Source organism: Mariprofundus micogutta, from assembly GCF_001895085.1.
Classification (GTDB): Bacteria; Pseudomonadota; Zetaproteobacteria; order Mariprofundales; family Mariprofundaceae; genus Mariprofundus; species Mariprofundus micogutta.
Map to the genome: position 1 here is coordinate 40,085 of NZ_BDFD01000006.1, position 16,565 is coordinate 56,649.

A 16,565-nucleotide genomic window follows, 5' to 3' on the forward strand; every position below is an offset into this window, starting at 1 on the left:
GGATATAATTGCACTTTACAGTACTGTTCGCGATAAAAAGTTTTTTCAGACCGGCAGCAATGCTGGCATTCAGGCAAAGCATGCACAAAAGCTGTGACGACAACTGGCTCGACTTGATGCTTCGATTTCTCCTGAAGATATGGATATTCCCGGCTGGAAGCTGTATGCACTCAAAGGTGACCTTGAATGTCATTGGTCGCTTTGGGTGAATGGAAACTGGCGCCTGACATTCGCTTTTGAGGGCGAAGATGCTGTGCTGGTTGATTATCAGGATTAACATTAGGAGGTCAGAATGAGTCGTATGTTTAACCCGCCTCACCCTGGCGTATTACTAAAAGAAGATGTGCTTCCCAGTCTGGGGATTTCAGTGACCGATGCGGCCTCACAACTGGGTGTGACGCGCCTAACCCTGTCCAAAATCATTAACGGAAAGTCGTTCATCAGCCCGGATATGGCCCTGCGCCTGGCTGCCTGGCAGGGCATGCAGATGGCCTATGACCTCTGGCAGGCTGAGCAGCAAGTCCCGTCCGAATATTGTTCCGCCCGAGAGATTTAACGCATGTATTACCAAGTTATGTGTCAAAAAAAGACCCTTGTGGCCAAGAGGTAAAAGAGATGTCAGATTATAAAGAAAGGTTAGAGGCAACACTATCGGGGACTAATTGCGGCACGTTTTCTCATGACTTTTCGAAGAATCTAATAAATATAGATCAGCGAGTGCAGTTACTAATTGGTTTAAGAAAGCCGACAGTAACCTTCGAAGAGTGGGTAAATATTATTCACCCTGAAGATAGAAGCATTGCTTTCCTCATACAAAAAGAGTTAGAAAATCAAAGTCCTCATATAAATGTATCCTATCGTATTATCAAAGATAACAACGATAGTTACATAAAAGTTGATTCATTCGTCAAATACAAAGATAAAGTCCCACTAACAACATATGGATTAGTTCAGGATATTACTGATTTGATGAGCCAGAAAGTAGAGCTGGAAATAAAGAATAAAGAGCTAGAATCTATAACCAAACAACTACAAGCTGCGCTAGAAGAAGTAAAAGTTTTAAAAGGAATAATTACTATCTGTTCATATTGTAAAAAAATTCATGCTGACGATGACTCATGGCAACAAATAGAATCATATATAGCCACTCACTCCGAAGCTCAATTTAGCCACGGCATTTGTCCAGGCTGTAGGGATAAACCGATAAAAGAATTAAAGGAGTGGTTAAAGAAAAAAACTTATTAGCCTTACGAAATATCACATCACTTATTGAACTGTTTGATGACTGCTTTTGGCCGAACGCGGACATTCAGAATTAAATTACACAGTTGTTATTCGGCCAGTAATTCTGAAGGAAAGCAGTATTTAATGAATAAACATTTGATTGTCGGGTTGGAAAGTTTGCAATTAACTGAGCTGGAGCGGGTCTGGTTGAAAGAGAAGCCGCCGCTCGGTGTGATTCTGTTTGCGCGCAATATCGAGAGTCCGGCGCAGGTGAAGGCGCTGCTGGATGAGGTGCGTGCATGTGCGGGTAATGATACCTGGGCGGCAATCGATGAAGAGGGTGGCAGGGTCAATAGAATTCCATGGGCGCCATTTAATCAACGACGACATGCTGCGGAGTATGGAGAGATGTATGCCCGCAACGCAGGCACTGCTATCCAGGCTGTATACCAGGACAGTTTTATTACTGGTGAGGCCTTGAAGGAGCTTGGATTTACGCACAACTGTGCGCCGGTGCTGGATCTGTTTTGCACTGAAGGGCATTCAATTATTGGTAAACGCTCCTTCGGGGAAGATGTGGCTCAGGTTGCTGCTCTGGCCACGGCCTGTATGCGCGGCTTGAGCGATGCTGGAATTGAAGCTGTAGGAAAGCATTTTCCCGGCCATGGTCGTGCGAATGCCGACTCACATGTGGCCGTGCCTGAGGTGAGAGCAGAGATGAATACCCTGTTTGACGAATCCGAACCATTTTCAGTCCTGATTAAAGAAGGGTTGAAACATATTATGACTGCGCATGTGGTTTATTCAGCCGTGCGTCCCGAGGTGGCAACGCTTTCCCCATTTTGGGTGCATCATGTACTCAGGGAGCGTATGCACTTTTTCGGACGCATCTGGTCGGATGACCTCTGCATGAAAGGGGTGGGCGATGACGTAGTGCATGCGGCCAAGGCCGCTTTGAACGTCGGTTGTGATGCATTGCTGGTTTGTGAGCCTGAGGGCGTGGCAGATGTGTATCACAGCTTATAGTGCTTTCTGAGCCAAGGTTGATTCAAAGTATAGTGATCCCTGTCACATCAATTTACAGGTTTTTTTGACAACGTAACTGTTACATCCAGCCAGAAGGAGGGATAGTTATGGATAGCAGGCATGTGAATCAGTTTCACCACGATTATGGCACAACGCCGACTATTGGCATGATGGTCCTTGTCACTCTTGTTCTGGTTGCGATGGCCGGTTTAAAGCTGCTAATCAATTATCTTCAATAAACCTGCCGTCCTTCCATGTCGCATATTCTGACTTGTTAAACTGAAAAAGGTTTGTAAATCATAGGTCCGGCTTTTTCGGACGGGACAGGTGGGCTGAACAGGAAGCCTTGAATCTGATCGCATTCACAGCTGCGCAGGAATTCCAGTTGTTCTGTGGTTTCCACACCTTCTGCAACCACGTTCAATTCCAGCGCCTTGGCCAGTGAGATGATGGCTGTGGTAATTGTAATATCCTGTTTGTCCTGAGGAATATCCATAACGAAAGATCGGTCGATTTTGAGCACATCGAGCGGAAAATGTTTGAGATAGGCCATGCTGGAGTAACCTGTGCCGAAATCATCAACAGATAGTTTCATTCCCATCTGTTTCATTTCATTAAGCACCCTCATGGCGGTTTCCGCATCTTGCATCAGGACACTTTCAGTGATTTCAAACTCGAGTAGCTCTGACTCTACGCCTGTTTCATTGATGATTTGTTCGACTGCCTCCAGCAACTGATGGTCTGAAAACTGGTGGCATGAGAGGTTTACAGCCATGGTGATTGGCTCTGCACCTGCTTGCCGCCAGGCTTGAAGTTGTTGGCAGGCCGTTTTAATCACCCATTTCCCCATCGGGATAATCAGACCGGAATCTTCTGCGACCGGGATAAAGTCGGCCGGGGAGACCATGCCTTTTTCAGGGTGAATCCAGCGAATCAGTGCTTCAAACCCTTCCACCTTCAATGTATTGGCATTGATTTTGGGTTGATAAAACAGCGTCATCTCATCGTTTTTCAGTGCTTTGTATAACTCACTTTCAAGCTGGAGCCTGTTCTGGCTCTGCTGACGCAGTTCATCGTCATAAAAGAATACGCCATTGCGCCCTTTATATTTTACCTGATACATGGCGGCATCGGCGTGTTTAAGCAGTGAATCAATTTCGTTCCCATCATCAGGGTAAATTGAGACGCCGATGCTGGAGGTGACCACAACGCGATTACCCACCAGCATGATCGGTTCACTCAGACTCTTCAGGACGCGTTCGGCAACGGTGCTGACATGATGCAGATCTTTGATGTCAGTCAGCATAAGAGTGAATTCATCGCCACCAAGCCTTGCAAGTGAATCGGAACTCCCCTGAATATCTTTCGTTGCGACATCAGTACCGCGAATGCATTGCTGTAAGCGACTGGAAATTTCAGCAAGCAGTTGATCGCCAGCCTTGTGCCCCAGACTGTCGTTGATGCGTTTGAAGTTATCCAGATCAAGAAACATGACGGCTATTCTGGTGCCGTTGCGCTGGGCTTGCTGCAGGGCCTGCTGCAGGTGTTCTTTAAACAGGGTTCGGTTCGGTAGTCCGGTAATGGCATCGTAATAGGCCAGTTGCCGGATTTCAGCTTCGGCGTTTTTCCTCTCGGTGATATCCTGAAATGTTCCGAATAGCTGGGTTGTTGTTCCGTCAGGGATACGTTCGGCATGCATGTGTATATCGCGAGCGGTGCCGTTCGGCAGAGTGGCTGTGAATTCAATGTCGGAGGGGCAGTCGCGCTGAGCTTGTTCAACGGCCAGATCAAAAGCAGCTCTATCATCAGGATGGATGGATTTAAGCAGCATCTGATAGAATACACAGGGGGAAGTGCGGGGCACACGGAAAATGTGATAGGTGGCTGCTGAAACGAGCATCTCTTTTGTGTCGGTGTCCCAGCTCCAGTTGCCTAGCTTGGCGATACGTTGGGCTTCGGAAAGTAATTTGGCATTGAGGGTGGCTTCCTTTATTGCCTGACTGGCTCGCAGGGTGTACTGAATCCGGTGTCCAATGACCGGCCAGTTAACAGGTTTGGATATAAAGTCTGTGGCGCCGCAATCGAAAGCTTTTTCAATGGCTTCAATGTCATCCTGCCCTGTCATGATAATGACAGGCATATTGCGACCATTTGGCAGTTGGCGAAGATTTTCACAGAAATCATAGCCGTTCATGACCGGCATCATGACATCACAGAGGATCAGGTCGACAGGGGAATGTTTGAAAACGTCCAGTGCTTCCTGACCATTGCTGGCCACCACAACGGTATAGCCATCTTCTTGCAAGGTCTCAGCCATGACCTCACGCAGTAACTCATCGTCATCAATGACCATGACCGTGTGCAGGCCATTGTTGCCTTTATGAATATCAATCCCACTCATGGCAAAGTCCCGAGCAAATGCTATGCCACAATTCCTCATGATTGAGGAATTGGACGAGCTTCAGCTCGCCTGAAAGGTGAGGGGCAGGAGCCCCGAATCACCATTTGGAAGGAAAGCCAAATGGGACGACTGTATAGTCGCCCTTTGGGTGAGGGGCAGGAGCCCCGAATCACAATCCCGAGCCATGTTCACAACGCAGGTTTTCAGCTCGCCGAAGGGAGAGAACTTTCAACAGCGACGCTCCCGCTGCGCGATAGTGTTCTTTCTAATTAATTATTCGGATTGAATATCCATCCACCATTTTGAGAGAACTCTACTTCAACCTGCTCTGGGTCTTCAGCATGATCTATGATGAGACTCTGAAGGCGGGGAGTACTATCAATTTTTACCGATTCAAATTTCAAGGCGATTCCTGTCTCAATGGTGCGGACGACAATGCCTGCTGCCTCAATCGGTAATTCATGTTGAAAGTGGCCCAACAGGATGCTGACGTTGCACGGCGTACCCGGATCCAGTTTAAGGTCAGTTTGAAGAAGCGCACCATTCATGCTGACATCCATAACCATCACTTCGACGGGCTCCATATTTTCAAGTGTTAATAATGCCGCAACGGAAACCTGGGACCGGCTGAATTTGCGGTGATTGGGATTAAACAATAACTCCTCCCTGTGGAACAATGTTAAATCATGTGTCCCCTGAGTGTATACGGATTGAAGCATATGATAAACTGTGTTGTATGCCTTCGCTATGCTAAAGCTTGTGGAAGCTGCACTCCCCGCAACCTCAATATATACAGATGCGCATTTGGAACATTGACGCCGAGGCAGACGAATCACATGGTTGTGCTGAACATGCAAACTGCTGCCATGTGCAGGGGAGGCAGGAGAAGGGATGAGTAAAAAAATGAATATGACCAACAAAATTCTGATCTGGATGGTTGCCGGCCTGATTGTCGGAAGCCTGATCAATAATTTTGCATCTGATAATCAATGGGTTCAGACCTATCTGGTGATGGGGCTGTTTCATGTCGTGGGGGCAATCTTTATCAGCATGTTGAAGATGCTGGTCGTGCCTTTGGTAACCTTCTCTCTGATCTGCGGCGTTTGTGGTATTGGAGATATTAGCAAACTTGGTCGTGTTGGCGGGAAAGCATTCGCCCTGTTCATGCTCACTACGGCTCTGGCCATCAGTCTGGCCATTGCTGTTGCAACATTCTTTGCCCCCGGTCAGGGCTTTGAACTTGCAGCGGCATCCACCGGATCTTTTACCGCCCCTGCTGCTCCTCCATTGAGCCAGGTTTTTATTGATCTTGTGCCGAGCAATCCGGTTGCCGCTTATGCCGAAGGCAATATGCTGCAGATTATCTTTTTTACCATTCTGTTTGCCGTCTGTATTCTGATGGTCGGGGATAAAGGCAAACCCATTATCGATATGTCCGAACGTTTAAATATGGTGATGATGGAAGTGGTCAATGTGGTGATGCATGTGGCTCCCATCGGCGTATTTGCCTTGATGGCTAAAACCTTTTCCTTACAGGGTATGAGCATGATTCTGCCGATGCTCGGTTATTTTACAGTTCTGGTTGGAGCCCTGATCCTGCATGGCACAGGAACGCTGATGATTCTGCTTAAAGTTCTTGGGCGGGTCAGTCCACTGCAGTTTCTGCGTAAAATGCGTTCTGCCCAGATATTTGCATTCAGTACCTCCAGCTCGAATGCCACCATTCCGATCACCCTGCAATGCGTTGAGAAACGTATCGGGGTCGATAATTCCACCGCCTCTTTTGTCGTGCCCTTTGGCGCCACCATCAATATGGACGGCACTGCTATCATGCAGGGTGTAGCAACCGTATTCATTGCCAATGTTTACGGCATTGATTTGGGTCTAACCGGTTACCTTACTGTTATTGCCATGTCCGTTCTGGCATCGATCGGTACAGCAGGTGTGCCCGGTGTAGGGTTGATTATGCTGGCCATGGTATTTAATCAGGTAGGGCTGCCTGTTGAGGGAATCGCCCTGATTATCGGTGTGGATCGCCTGCTCGACATGATCAGAACCGCAGTGAATATCACAGGTGACGCAGCGATTACTACCATCGTCGCCCGCAGTGAAAACAGCATTGATATGGCAATATTTAATGATCCGGATGCCGGTCATGCGAAAGATGTGACACTGCCGGGTTTTCAATCCGATACCAGCAAAGTGGCATCGTAGTAGTAAAATATTCAGTGTGTAATAAAAATACTCGCTGCTCTGTTGTTGATCAGGCTTTCGGTTTTCCTTGAGTTTCGCTCGTAGTGTTTGTCGCAGGAAAGCTTATAGCCGTTGATAAATCAGCTGATGTGCAGCCGTGAGCAGTGGTAATAATAAATATTTGCATGCCAGTGACGCTGTCGCTATTGTTCGCCGCCCTAATGAAAAGGAAAGTAAATAAGAGGTAAGAACGCTCATGTCTTTGGCGCTGGAAGAAAAAAACACAATTATCGAGAAATTTCGTCGCAATGAAGGCGATACAGGTTCACCTGAAGTACAGGTCGCTCTGCTGACTGCACGTATCAATCAGCTTTCTCAGGATCATTTCAAAACAAATCATAAAGATCATCACTCCCGTCGTGGATTGCTGAAGATGGTTGGCCAGCGTCGTAGCTTGCTGGGTTACCTTAAAGGCAAAGACTTCGGTCGTTACCGCACCCTCATCGAAAGTTTGGGACTGCGTAAGTAAAACAGTTTTCGGCGGCCCCTTGCGGGCCGCCTTTTTTCTTTTTATCGGTTCTATCCACGCCAAAGGCAAGCGCGTTATAAAAGGAATGCATAGATGTTTGAAGTAAAGACTACCAAGGCCGAAGTAGCTGGCCGTACAATCTCATTTGAAACAGGGCGCGTAGCCCGTCAGGCCGGTGGTTCGGTCCTCGCTCAGGTTGGTGACGTGGTTGTTCACGTTGCTGCAACAGCGGCCAAGCAGCCACTGCAGGGCGTAGATTTCATGCCGCTGACTGTCCATTATCAGGAAAAAACATACGCAGCAGGCCGTTTTCTTGGCGGCTTTTTCAAGCGTGAAGGTCGTCCTTCCGAAAAGGAAACCCTGACCTCTCGTCTGATTGACCGTCCGATTCGTCCACTGTTCCCTAAAGGTTATTTCCACGAAACACAGGTGATTGCGACTGTTATCTCTGCTGATGAGGGTACCAATCCGGATATCGTTGCCATTAACGGTGTTTCTGCAGCACTGGCTATTTCTGATGTGCCTTTTGCCGAGCCGATTGCGGCTTCCCGCGTTGGTCTGATTGATGGTGAATTTGTACTGAACCCATCTTATGAGCAGGTCGCTGAATCACAGCTTGATCTGATCGTTGCAGGTACACGTGATGCGGTGCTGATGATTGAATCAGAAGCCAAAGAGCTTTCTGAAGAGCAGATGATTGATGCGATTATCTTCGGTCAGGAAGGTTATCAGCCGGTTCTGGATGCAATTGAAGAGCTCGTGAAAGTTGCCGGTAAAGAGAAGCTGGTTGTAGAACTGGCCGGTAACGACAGTGTGAAAGATGCCGTAAAAGCAGCTTTTGAAGCTGAAGTTCGTGATGCTTACGCGACTGTTGATAAGTCTGCTCGCGCAGCCAAGATCGAAGCTTTCCGTGCTGCGGCACAGGAAAAACTGGCAGGCAGTGAAGAAAATCCGGGTGAGTTCACCTCCAATGATGTTTCATCCGCGATGAAAGGTCTGGAAAAAGATGTGGTTCGTCGCTCTATTATTGATGGCAACCCGCGTATTGATGGACGCTCAACTGATCAGGTACGTGCCATTGATTGCCAGATCGGTGTTCTGCCTCGTACACATGGTTCTGCCCTGTTCACGCGTGGTGAAACTCAGGCGCTGGTAACCATTACCCTGGGTACTGAATCTGATATGCAGATGACTGAATCTCTGGAAGGCGTAGCCAAACAGCGTTTCATGCTGCACTACAACTTCCCGCCATACTCTGTCGGTGAAGCGCGTCGTTTCGGCCCTCCGGGTCGTCGTGAGATCGGCCATGGCCGTCTGGCCCGTCGCGGTGTTGAAGCTGTTCTGCCTGCAATGGATGATTTCGGTTATGCGATCCGTTCCGTATCAGAAATTACTGAATCGAATGGTTCTTCATCTATGGCTTCAGTTTGTGGTACTTCGCTGGCGCTGATGGATGCCGGTGTTCCGACCAAGGCAGCCGTTGCCGGCGTGGCCATGGGTCTGATTCTGGAATCAGACGGTTATGCAGTTCTGACTGACATCCTCGGTGATGAAGATCATCTGGGCGATATGGATTTCAAAGTGGCCGGTACCCGTGATGGCGTTACCACGCTGCAACTGGATATTAAAATCGGTGGTCTGACGCGTGAAATCATGCGTGAAGCACTGGGCCAGGCACATGCTGGTCGTATGCATATCCTGGATGAAATGGCCAAATGTATTGATACGGCACGTGAATCCATTGCTGACCATGCCCCTCGCATGATCACCATGAAGATCAAGGCGGACAAGATTCGCGAAGTGATCGGAGCTGGTGGTAAAGTGATTCGTGGTATCGTTGAAGCAACAGGTGCCAAGGTTGATCTTGAAGATGATGGTACAGTGAAGATCTTCGCGGTAACTGGTGAAGCTGGTGAAGCGGCTAAGAAGATGATTGAAGATATCGTGGCTGAAGTTGAAGTTGGCGCGGTCTACACAGGTAAAGTTGTGAAGCTGATGGACTTCGGCGCATTCGTGCGCGTTGTTGGTGGTACTGATGGTCTGGTACACATCTCTCAGATTGCCAACCACCGTGTAGAGAAAGTGTCTGATGAGCTAAAAGAAGGTCAGGAAGTTCGCGTAAAAGTTCTGGAAGTGGATCGTAACGGAAAAATCCGTCTTTCCATGAAAGAGCTGCTGACTGAAGACTAAAACAGAGGCGGGTGAAAGCTCTGTCTTTTGAAAATGATGAGATAAGAGGCGGGCTTGCCCGCCTCTTGTCGTTTGCGGGTTGGAATGCTTAATACCTTTTATGAGGAAAGTCAGATCTACGATGGTCCGCTGGTGCTGACACATGCTATGCCTCAGGCGCAGAGTGTGGCGATTGGCGTATTCATCGATATCGGTGCGCGGGATGAAACGGAAGCTGAGGCCGGTATAACCCATGCTCTGGAACACATGTTGTTCAAAGGAACGGCTAAAATGGATGTGCATCAGCTGGCTGAAAGGCTGGATGAACTGGGTGGCAATGCCAATGCATTCACCTCGCGGGAACGCACCTGCTTTCACCTGCATGTGTTACATGAGCACTGGCGCGATGCGCTGGAGATCCTTACCGGTATGGTGAACGAGGCAGCACTTCCCGATGCAGAATGGCAACGCGAACGTGAGGTGATCTATGCAGAGATGGCCATGGTGGACGATATTCCTGAAGAGTGGATTACCGATCAGCATGTGTCAGCCCTATTTCCTGACCACGCTATCGGTAAACCGGTTCTGGGTAACCATGACTCCCTGGCAGCCATCAGCAGCGAGCAATTGAGTGACTATTTGCAGCGCTGGTATAACCCGCCGGGTTTAATGATTGTAGCAGCAGGCCGTATTGAACATGCTGAACTGGTGGATGCTCTGGCTGGTATGCCGTGGGCTGCAGGCAACAACAGAGTTCAGCGTGCTGTGCCGGGCAGTATTAAAACAGGCATTCAGGCCTTGCCGCGGGAGATGGAACAGGCACAAATGGTGGCTTCTGCCCCCGGCATCCATGTTTCGTCGACCGAACGGCCTGTCTCATGGCTGGCCAATCAGATGTTGGGCGGCGGCATGAGCTCCCGGTTATTCAGGGAAGTACGCGAAAAACGGGGGCTTTCTTATAGCGTGGGGTCACATATGAACTCACTATCTGACACAGGCATCTGGAGCATCACATGTGGTGCTGAGACCAGCCGTGCGGCTGAATGTGTGGATGTCATTGCTGATATTCTGGCTGGTTTTGCAGATGGGATTGGTGAAGATGAGCTATTGCGAGCCAAGCGTCAGTTGGAAGTACAGTTTCGTATGGGGTTGGATTCGGTTGAGGGTCAGATGTTGTATCTCGGGGCAAGACTAGACGAAGAAAGGCTTGTTTCTCCGGTGGATTGGGTGAAGCAGATTCATGCTACTGATATCGATGCAGTCAGAAGCTGGGCCGCTGACAGGCTTTCACAGGGTTTACTGTGGAGTATCGGCGCACCTGAGCAGGCACTGCCAGAAATTTGTGATAGAATTCGCGCATGAACAGAATGCGCGAAGACATCCACACTGCTTTTGATCGTGACCCTGCAACCCGTTCGGTTTGGGAGGCTTTGACCTGCTATCCGGGTCTGCATGCGATCTGGATGCACAGGCTTGCCCATTGGTTATGGAATGCAAAGTTACTTTGGCTGGGGCGTTTTGTTTCACATCTGGCTCGCTGGTTGACCGGTATTGAAATTCACCCCGGTGCAACTATTGGACGTCGTTTTTTTATTGATCACGGCATGGGCATTGTGATCGGTGAAACCACGGAGATTGGTGATGATGTTACTCTGTATCACGGTGTGACACTTGGCGGTACGACCTGGGAGAAGGTGAAACGCCATCCCACGCTGGAGAATGGTGTGATTGTCGGTGCAGGTGCCAAGGTCCTCGGAGCGATTACTATTGGAGAACAATCCCGTATCGGTGCCAATTCTGTCGTTTTTCGTGATGTGCCAAAGCACTCGACCGTGGTTGGTATTCCCGGCACTGTGGTGGGGTCAACCGAATCACTGATCGAGGATGGTAAAATCAATCTCGATCACCATCTGCTGGCAAACCCTGTTTCAGAAGCCCTCGGCCATGTGTTGAAAATGATTGATGATGTTAATGCCCGCATTGACACCTTCCACCCTGATGCCAAGGGCAGCAAGGGCAAGCTATCTGAGGATCTTGAAAAGGATATGCTCAGTGAGCAGGAGAAGCTTGAACGCTTTCTGGGTGGCGGGATTTAATTCTTTCTTGATATTTATACTTGACTAAAATGGTCGACTTTATAATATCCGACTCTTCTACAGGGGTATTTCCCCTAGGAGGTCATGATGCGATTAACCAGTAAAGGACGTTATGCCGTTTCTGCGATGGTAGACTTAAACAAGCAGCAGACAGAAGGGCCGGTTACACTGGCTGCAATTTCTGAACGCCAATTTATTTCACTTTCCTATCTTGAACAGTTGTTCCGCCGCCTGCGTGAAGCAGAGCTGGTCAAATCTGTGCGAGGCCCCGGTGGTGGATACCTGCTGGCAAAAGAAGCCGAAGATATTTCAGTTGCAGATATTATCCGTGCGGTGAATGAGCCTGTTCGCACCACCATGTGTGAAAATGGCGTGCGCGGCTGCCATCGTGGCAATCGTTGTGACACGCATCAGCTGTGGGAATCACTGGGTCATCATATCTACCGGTTCCTTGATGCAGTCAGTCTGGAAAGAGTTTGTAATAGTAATGTTGATCTTGATCAGGTTGTGCTCGGTGACGTGGAAAATTATCTGAACCAGCCACAGCCTGTCGAAGCGAAGGTGGATATTGCAACGATATCTTGACTTTAATGCTACATGTCCACCGCTGCGAGTCGCTTTAGAAGCCGCCAATAAGGCGGCGAGCGAAGCGCCGGGAAACCCTTCCAGTCTTCACTGGGCCGGGCGCGCAGCGCGCAGGTTTGTTGATGATGCACGTGATAAAATTGCGGCATACATTGGCACGGAGCCGGGAAGTGTAGTGTTCACTTCAGGCGGCACAGAATCCAATAATATAGCTATTCACAGCGTGTTGTCCGTTTCCAGGCCGGGTTCGATCATCACTTCTGCAATAGAACATCCGGCTGTACTTAAACCGCTGGAACGTTTTTCAACGGCCAGTGCGAAAGAGCAGGGTTGGTCTGTAACTCAGCTGCGACCTGACACCAGTGGTGTGATTGATGCTGACAAGATGATTGCTGCAATTAGTGCGGATACGCGGCTGGTCTGCTTGATGCTGGCCAATAATGAGAGCGGAGCTGTGCAGCCAGTGCAGCAGGTGGCTGATTATTGCCGTGAGCATGGCATTCCAATGCTTGTTGATGCAGTACAGGCACTGGGAAAGGGGCGTCTGGACTTTAAAGCTCTGGGCATTGATTTCATGAGTCTGTCCGGACATAAAATTGGTGGTCCGAAAGGTGTCGGGGTACTGCTTGTGCGCCGCGGTGTGAAGCTACTTGAACTCAGTCCCGGCGGTGGTCAGGAGCGAGGACGCCGTTCAGGCACAGAAAATGTGCCCGGTATTGCCGGTTTTGCAGCAGCACTCGGTGAGATTGATTTCAATGCCTTCGCGCCGATGCGTGACCTGTTTGAGGCGCAGATGGCTGAACGTTTGCCTTCAGCTTCTATTATTGGCCGAGACGCAGAGCGCACGCCCAACACCAGCCTGGTGATATTGCCGGGCATGGATGGGGAAACACTCCTGATGCAGCTGGATCTGGCAGGTTTTGCCGTAGCTTCGGGCTCTGCCTGTTCATCAGGTAAACGCGATCCTTCGCATGTATTGATGGCGATGGGCATGAGCGAGCAGATGGCGCGCAGCTCCATCCGGGTCAGCTTTGGACCGGGTAACAGTGAAGAAGATGCAATGGCTTTGGTGGATGCGCTGGTGACAGTGTATCAGAGACTCAGAAAGATGGCGGGAATGGCAGCATGATTGATATAGAATTAACACCAGCGGCGGTAAATCGGGTGAAAGCAATTCTTGTGGCTGAAGATAAACTGGCGCTGAGGCTGGCTGTAAAAACAGCAGGTTGCTCCGGCCTGGAATATGTCATGGAAACTGTCGAAGAGGGATCTGCCGATGATCTGGTAAAGTCATTTGACGGTTTTGAACTGTATGTGGATGCAGACTCTTACAATACTGCTCTGCGCGGCTTGCAACTGGATTTTCAGCAGGATGCCCTGTCATCAGCATTTGTGTACAACAATCCGAATGAAAAAGGCACCTGCGGCTGTGGTATATCCTTTTCTGTGTGACCGTTGCAATTAAGGCCCGACCCTTTGGCCTGACCTTATTCGCTCACATTATTTCTCAGTTTTAATAATGGTTCCTGGCTTAAGGTTCTTAACACGGTATTTTCCTTCGATGTTCTGAACCTGGAATAGGCTGTTTCTGGCCATAATCAGCCCCATTTCCGGGTTTTGTTGTAGGAAAACAAGCTCCCCATCAGCTGGGTTGATTTGAATTTCTGCCCAGTTTTCTGCTTTAGATTTGATCGTATGCGGCCCAGGTGAGACTGTGAAATAGATGTACTGACTTCCTCGTGTATAGCCCATTTCAGAGGACGCTTCTTCGTCATCAAGAAATACATTAAATCGAATCAATGTTCCTAAAGATGAAGGACGAACAACATAAACAATAGCTTTTCCCTGTTCTGCAGGTTTCGGAAGATTATAGTCTTTTAGTTGTTCTTTCATTTCAGCATGTGTTGGCAGTTTGCTGGCACAGCCCTGCAAAAAGAACCCGGATAATAATAACATTGATATAGCTACAGTGCGTGTTTGTGTTCTCATTTATTCCCCATGTTTGCTTACGTTGTTTATAATTTGCAAATAGTAATTATCGGCAGGTGGTTTGTATGTCCCCCAAACAGGGGACAAAAAAGGCTGTATGGATAATGTAGCCGTGAACTTGCCGCAGAGCTCACAGGTTGTGATTGGCATGCTTCTGAATTAACTTTCGCGTCATTGGTTACGTGCGAATAAGCAGTGTGTGAAGGCTCTAGCCTGGCTGCATCAATCAGAAAAAATTCGATTGTTTTCTTGCTACAGAACATCAGGAGAAATTGATATGAACATACATGTGCTGCTAGCTGGCATAGGGGTGATCTGCATGGTGACGCTCCCGGCAGAGGCCACGGTGATTACTACCGCAGGTTCTACAACAGTGTTACCCGCCGTAAAAGCATGTGCCAAAAGCTATCAGGCAAAACATGCAGGTATCCATGTGATCTCTGCCGGAGGTGGATCCAGTAAAGGTGTCAGCACAGTCGGTCGCGGCAAGGTGGACGTTGGAGCTGCATCGCGTGCGGTGAAGGGTAAGGAAAAATCAACCTATCCGGAGCTTAAACAGTATCAGTTGGGTACCGACGGTGTTGTGATGGTTGTGCATGCGGACAACGATTTGTCTAATCTGACTGCCGATCAGGTGAGTAAACTGTATAACGGTGAGTTCGCTAGCTGGGCAGCGCTTGGCGGAGCTGAAAGCAATGTGAATCTGGTTACCCTGGGCAAGGAGCACGGTACGTATGAACTGTTCAGCAAGTATTTTAAACTGCGCGGCGAAGAGTCTGAGGGCAATATCGTATTCGGCAAGGGTCATGCATGGATCGCATTCTCCCAGGATGTAGCTCTGGATCGGGTGGCACATGACAAAAGCGGTATTGCATTCGCTTCAATCGGTGTGGCCAGTGCATTCGCGGAAAAGAGTGGTCGGGTGAAGTTGCTTTCTATTGATGGTATTGCGGCAACGGAAGCTAATGTAAGCAATGGTAGTTACAAACTGGTGCGGCCACTACTGATGTTGACCAACGGTGATGCCAAAGGTGAAGTGAGAAATTTCATGGATTATCTGCTCGGTCAGGAGTGTCAAGCCACAGTGAAGGCATTGGGCTATATTCCTGTGCGATAACAAACCTGTGTCATCCTTTGTGGACAGCGTTATGGATATGTGGAACTGATGGTGTCGTTGAATGGCACTTTCGTGAGTAATGTTGCAGGGCGGCTTGCAAAAAATAAATATGAGCAGAGAGATGTATGCGTTTGAAAAATATTCTTGTTTTATTGATGTTATATCTTGCTCCGGCTGTAGTGCATGCCGGTGCAGCCGTCGAAGGTAAGAGTTTTAATTTTATTATCTTTTTGAATGAGGATAAGTCCTATCAGTTTGATCCGATCATGTTTGGCGATTTTCCCGGTTTTATATCGCAGATGAAGACATCAAAGCTGCTGCTGCTGTCACACAATCCCGGTGTAATTGGCGGAGATGTGATTAACCTGCAACAGGACATGCTGAGAAGCACTGGCGGTGATCGCTTCAGCGATGCAGGGATCAACTGTCAGCTCTCGCTGGCCAGCGAAGCGGAAAGCTATCATCTTGCAGGAAACTGCCAGATCATTGATAAATTTCATGGTAAACAGCTTACGCTGCGGGCAAAAGTGACCGATACTGAGTTGCCGGACATCACCGAGGGAAGGCCGGTTTGGATCGAAGTGTATGAGGATGCAAGAACAGGAATCGCCTTTTATGCCAACATTGGCAATCGCTGATTACTTGTTAAAAAATGGCTGGCGTTTACTCTTTAGGAAAAAGGTGAGGAGTGTCTGATGTCCAATGTACTGTTATCCATTTCCGGCCATGATCGTGCCGGTATTGTCCGTGATGTTGCTGATGCGCTGCAACATCTGAATGCTAATATTGAGGATTCATCCATGACCGCACTGCGCGGTCGTTTCGCGATGATGCTGATTGTTCGTCTTTCTGAAGATCGAAGTATGGGAGAGCTGAAGGCGGCTCTGGCGGAGCTGGAGCAGCGTACACGTCTGACCGTACAATCGCAGGTGATCAGCGATGAAGAGATGGCCGCTGAGCCGATGGAACCTGATTATGTCATTACCGTTCATGGCGCTGACAAAGTGGGCATTGTTCATGCCGTGACTGAGGCGCTGGCTGATCTGGGCGTATCCATTGTCGATCTCTCAACGCAGTCGCGTTCATCTGATGACGGTGATGTTTATATGATGGCGCTGGAAGTTGCTTCAAATGGCCACGGGGCTGCAATCAAGCCTGCACTGAACAGTGTCGCGAATGATATCGGTGTTGATATAGATCTGCATGAGATGGATGACGCCGTTCTGTAATTACTGA

At 48.8% G+C, this 16,565-nt stretch carries 18 protein-coding genes and 1 pseudogene; 16 read left to right on the forward strand and 3 right to left on the reverse strand.

The window, feature by feature from the left end; all coding sequences use genetic code 11:
* Positions 1 to 4 precede the first annotated feature (4 nt).
* The 5 genes and pseudogenes from MMIC_RS12965 (at position 5) to MMIC_RS12885 (ending at position 2,489) form a co-directional block, all read left to right on the forward strand.
* Positions 5 to 277 (forward strand): annotated as a pseudogene (locus MMIC_RS12965) (type II toxin-antitoxin system RelE/ParE family toxin).
* 15 nt (positions 278 to 292) lie between these two features.
* A complete protein-coding gene (locus MMIC_RS04635; protein WP_072659293.1) occupies positions 293 to 556 on the forward strand; it encodes a HigA family addiction module antitoxin in 264 nt (87 codons plus the stop codon).
* 59 nt (positions 557 to 615) lie between these two features.
* Entirely contained in the window at positions 616 to 1,245 is a 630-nt protein-coding gene (locus MMIC_RS04640; RefSeq protein WP_072659294.1) for a hypothetical protein, read from the forward strand.
* A gap of 123 nt (positions 1,246 to 1,368) precedes the next feature.
* On the forward strand, positions 1,369 to 2,250 hold the full coding sequence (gene nagZ, locus MMIC_RS04645; protein WP_072659295.1) for a beta-N-acetylhexosaminidase: 882 nt from the start codon (positions 1,369 to 1,371) through the stop codon (positions 2,248 to 2,250).
* Positions 2,251 to 2,357: 107 nt separating this feature from the next.
* Positions 2,358 to 2,489: a hypothetical protein gene (locus MMIC_RS12885; RefSeq protein ID WP_265331364.1), complete on the forward strand. Its 132-nt coding sequence runs from the start codon at positions 2,358 to 2,360 to the stop codon at positions 2,487 to 2,489.
* Positions 2,490 to 2,524: 35 nt separating this feature from the next.
* Here MMIC_RS12885 and MMIC_RS04650 read toward each other — a convergent pair whose 3' ends face one another.
* Positions 2,525 to 4,651, reverse strand: a complete 2,127-nt coding sequence (locus MMIC_RS04650; protein WP_171966455.1) for a two-component system response regulator — start codon at positions 4,649 to 4,651, stop codon at positions 2,525 to 2,527.
* Between the two features lie 269 nt (positions 4,652 to 4,920).
* Positions 4,921 to 5,307 carry a PilZ domain-containing protein gene (locus MMIC_RS04655; RefSeq protein WP_072659296.1) on the reverse strand — a complete coding sequence of 129 codons (387 nt, stop codon included), beginning with the start codon at positions 5,305 to 5,307 and terminating at the stop codon, positions 4,921 to 4,923.
* Between the two features lie 235 nt (positions 5,308 to 5,542).
* Here MMIC_RS04655 and MMIC_RS04660 point away from each other — a divergent pair, with 235 nt between their 5' ends.
* The 8 genes from MMIC_RS04660 (at position 5,543) to MMIC_RS04695 (ending at position 13,675) form a co-directional block, all read left to right on the forward strand.
* On the forward strand, positions 5,543 to 6,865 hold the full coding sequence (locus tag MMIC_RS04660) for a dicarboxylate/amino acid:cation symporter (RefSeq protein ID WP_072659297.1): 1,323 nt from the start codon (positions 5,543 to 5,545) through the stop codon (positions 6,863 to 6,865).
* A 235-nt stretch (positions 6,866 to 7,100) separates the two neighbouring features.
* Entirely contained in the window at positions 7,101 to 7,373 is a 273-nt protein-coding gene (gene rpsO, locus MMIC_RS04665) for a 30S ribosomal protein S15 (RefSeq protein WP_072659298.1), read from the forward strand.
* A 93-nt stretch (positions 7,374 to 7,466) separates the two neighbouring features.
* Positions 7,467 to 9,563, forward strand: coding sequence for a polyribonucleotide nucleotidyltransferase (gene pnp, locus MMIC_RS04670; protein WP_072659299.1), 2,097 nt, complete (start codon positions 7,467 to 7,469; stop codon positions 9,561 to 9,563).
* A gap of 84 nt (positions 9,564 to 9,647) precedes the next feature.
* On the forward strand, positions 9,648 to 10,904 hold the full coding sequence (locus MMIC_RS04675; protein ID WP_072659300.1) for a M16 family metallopeptidase: 1,257 nt from the start codon (positions 9,648 to 9,650) through the stop codon (positions 10,902 to 10,904).
* Positions 10,901 to 11,638 carry a serine O-acetyltransferase gene (gene cysE / locus MMIC_RS04680; RefSeq protein WP_072659301.1) on the forward strand — a complete coding sequence of 246 codons (738 nt, stop codon included), beginning with the start codon at positions 10,901 to 10,903 and terminating at the stop codon, positions 11,636 to 11,638. The genes MMIC_RS04675 and cysE overlap by 4 nt, the downstream gene beginning before the upstream one ends.
* A gap of 87 nt (positions 11,639 to 11,725) precedes the next feature.
* A complete protein-coding gene (locus tag MMIC_RS04685) occupies positions 11,726 to 12,223 on the forward strand; it encodes an Rrf2 family transcriptional regulator (RefSeq protein ID WP_072659302.1) in 498 nt (165 codons plus the stop codon).
* Complete coding sequence (locus tag MMIC_RS04690; RefSeq protein ID WP_072659303.1) at positions 12,207 to 13,352, forward strand: cysteine desulfurase family protein; 1,146 nt, start codon at positions 12,207 to 12,209, stop codon at positions 13,350 to 13,352. Before MMIC_RS04685 ends, MMIC_RS04690 begins: the two co-directional genes overlap by 17 nt.
* Positions 13,349 to 13,675, forward strand: a complete 327-nt coding sequence (locus tag MMIC_RS04695; RefSeq protein ID WP_083530447.1) for a HesB/IscA family protein — start codon at positions 13,349 to 13,351, stop codon at positions 13,673 to 13,675. Before MMIC_RS04690 ends, MMIC_RS04695 begins: the two co-directional genes overlap by 4 nt.
* A gap of 48 nt (positions 13,676 to 13,723) precedes the next feature.
* Here the strand turns inward: MMIC_RS04695 and MMIC_RS04700 are convergent, their stop codons facing one another.
* A complete protein-coding gene (locus tag MMIC_RS04700) occupies positions 13,724 to 14,116 on the reverse strand; it encodes a DUF2846 domain-containing protein (RefSeq protein ID WP_171966458.1) in 393 nt (130 codons plus the stop codon).
* Between the two features lie 373 nt (positions 14,117 to 14,489).
* On the opposite strand from MMIC_RS04700, the gene MMIC_RS04705 reads away from it, so the two are divergent.
* From MMIC_RS04705 to MMIC_RS04715, 3 genes are all read left to right on the forward strand, one after another.
* Positions 14,490 to 15,329, forward strand: coding sequence for a phosphate ABC transporter substrate-binding protein (locus tag MMIC_RS04705; protein WP_083530448.1), 840 nt, complete (start codon positions 14,490 to 14,492; stop codon positions 15,327 to 15,329).
* Positions 15,330 to 15,508: 179 nt separating this feature from the next.
* Entirely contained in the window at positions 15,509 to 15,967 is a 459-nt protein-coding gene (locus MMIC_RS04710; RefSeq protein WP_227819357.1) for a hypothetical protein, read from the forward strand.
* 57 nt (positions 15,968 to 16,024) lie between these two features.
* Positions 16,025 to 16,558, forward strand: a complete 534-nt coding sequence (locus tag MMIC_RS04715) for a glycine cleavage system transcriptional repressor (RefSeq protein WP_072659305.1) — start codon at positions 16,025 to 16,027, stop codon at positions 16,556 to 16,558.
* Positions 16,559 to 16,565 lie beyond the last annotated feature (7 nt).

What these genes read in the sequence shown, in the direction of transcription:
- MMIC_RS04640 (WP_072659294.1), top strand. Translation starts at nt 616, where the DNA reads ATGTCAGATTATAAAGAAAGGTTAGAGGCAACACTATCGGGGACTAAT.
- MMIC_RS04695 (WP_083530447.1), top strand. Translation starts at nt 13,349, where the DNA reads ATGATTGATATAGAATTAACACCAGCGGCGGTAAATCGGGTGAAAGCA.
- pnp (WP_072659299.1), top strand. Translation starts at nt 7,467, where the DNA reads ATGTTTGAAGTAAAGACTACCAAGGCCGAAGTAGCTGGCCGTACAATC.
- rpsO (WP_072659298.1), top strand. Translation starts at nt 7,101, where the DNA reads ATGTCTTTGGCGCTGGAAGAAAAAAACACAATTATCGAGAAATTTCGT.
- MMIC_RS04700 (WP_171966458.1), bottom strand. Translation starts at nt 14,116, where the DNA reads ATGAAAGAACAACTAAAAGACTATAATCTTCCGAAACCTGCAGAACAG.
- MMIC_RS04685 (WP_072659302.1), top strand. Translation starts at nt 11,726, where the DNA reads ATGCGATTAACCAGTAAAGGACGTTATGCCGTTTCTGCGATGGTAGAC.
- MMIC_RS04650 (WP_171966455.1), bottom strand. Translation starts at nt 4,651, where the DNA reads ATGAGTGGGATTGATATTCATAAAGGCAACAATGGCCTGCACACGGTC.
- MMIC_RS04635 (WP_072659293.1), top strand. Translation starts at nt 293, where the DNA reads ATGAGTCGTATGTTTAACCCGCCTCACCCTGGCGTATTACTAAAAGAA.
- nagZ (WP_072659295.1), top strand. Translation starts at nt 1,369, where the DNA reads ATGAATAAACATTTGATTGTCGGGTTGGAAAGTTTGCAATTAACTGAG.
- MMIC_RS04675 (WP_072659300.1), top strand. Translation starts at nt 9,648, where the DNA reads ATGCTTAATACCTTTTATGAGGAAAGTCAGATCTACGATGGTCCGCTG.
- MMIC_RS04705 (WP_083530448.1), top strand. Translation starts at nt 14,490, where the DNA reads ATGAACATACATGTGCTGCTAGCTGGCATAGGGGTGATCTGCATGGTG.
- MMIC_RS12885 (WP_265331364.1), top strand. Translation starts at nt 2,358, where the DNA reads ATGGATAGCAGGCATGTGAATCAGTTTCACCACGATTATGGCACAACG.
- MMIC_RS04660 (WP_072659297.1), top strand. Translation starts at nt 5,543, where the DNA reads ATGAGTAAAAAAATGAATATGACCAACAAAATTCTGATCTGGATGGTT.
- cysE (WP_072659301.1), top strand. Translation starts at nt 10,901, where the DNA reads ATGAACAGAATGCGCGAAGACATCCACACTGCTTTTGATCGTGACCCT.
- MMIC_RS04715 (WP_072659305.1), top strand. Translation starts at nt 16,025, where the DNA reads ATGTCCAATGTACTGTTATCCATTTCCGGCCATGATCGTGCCGGTATT.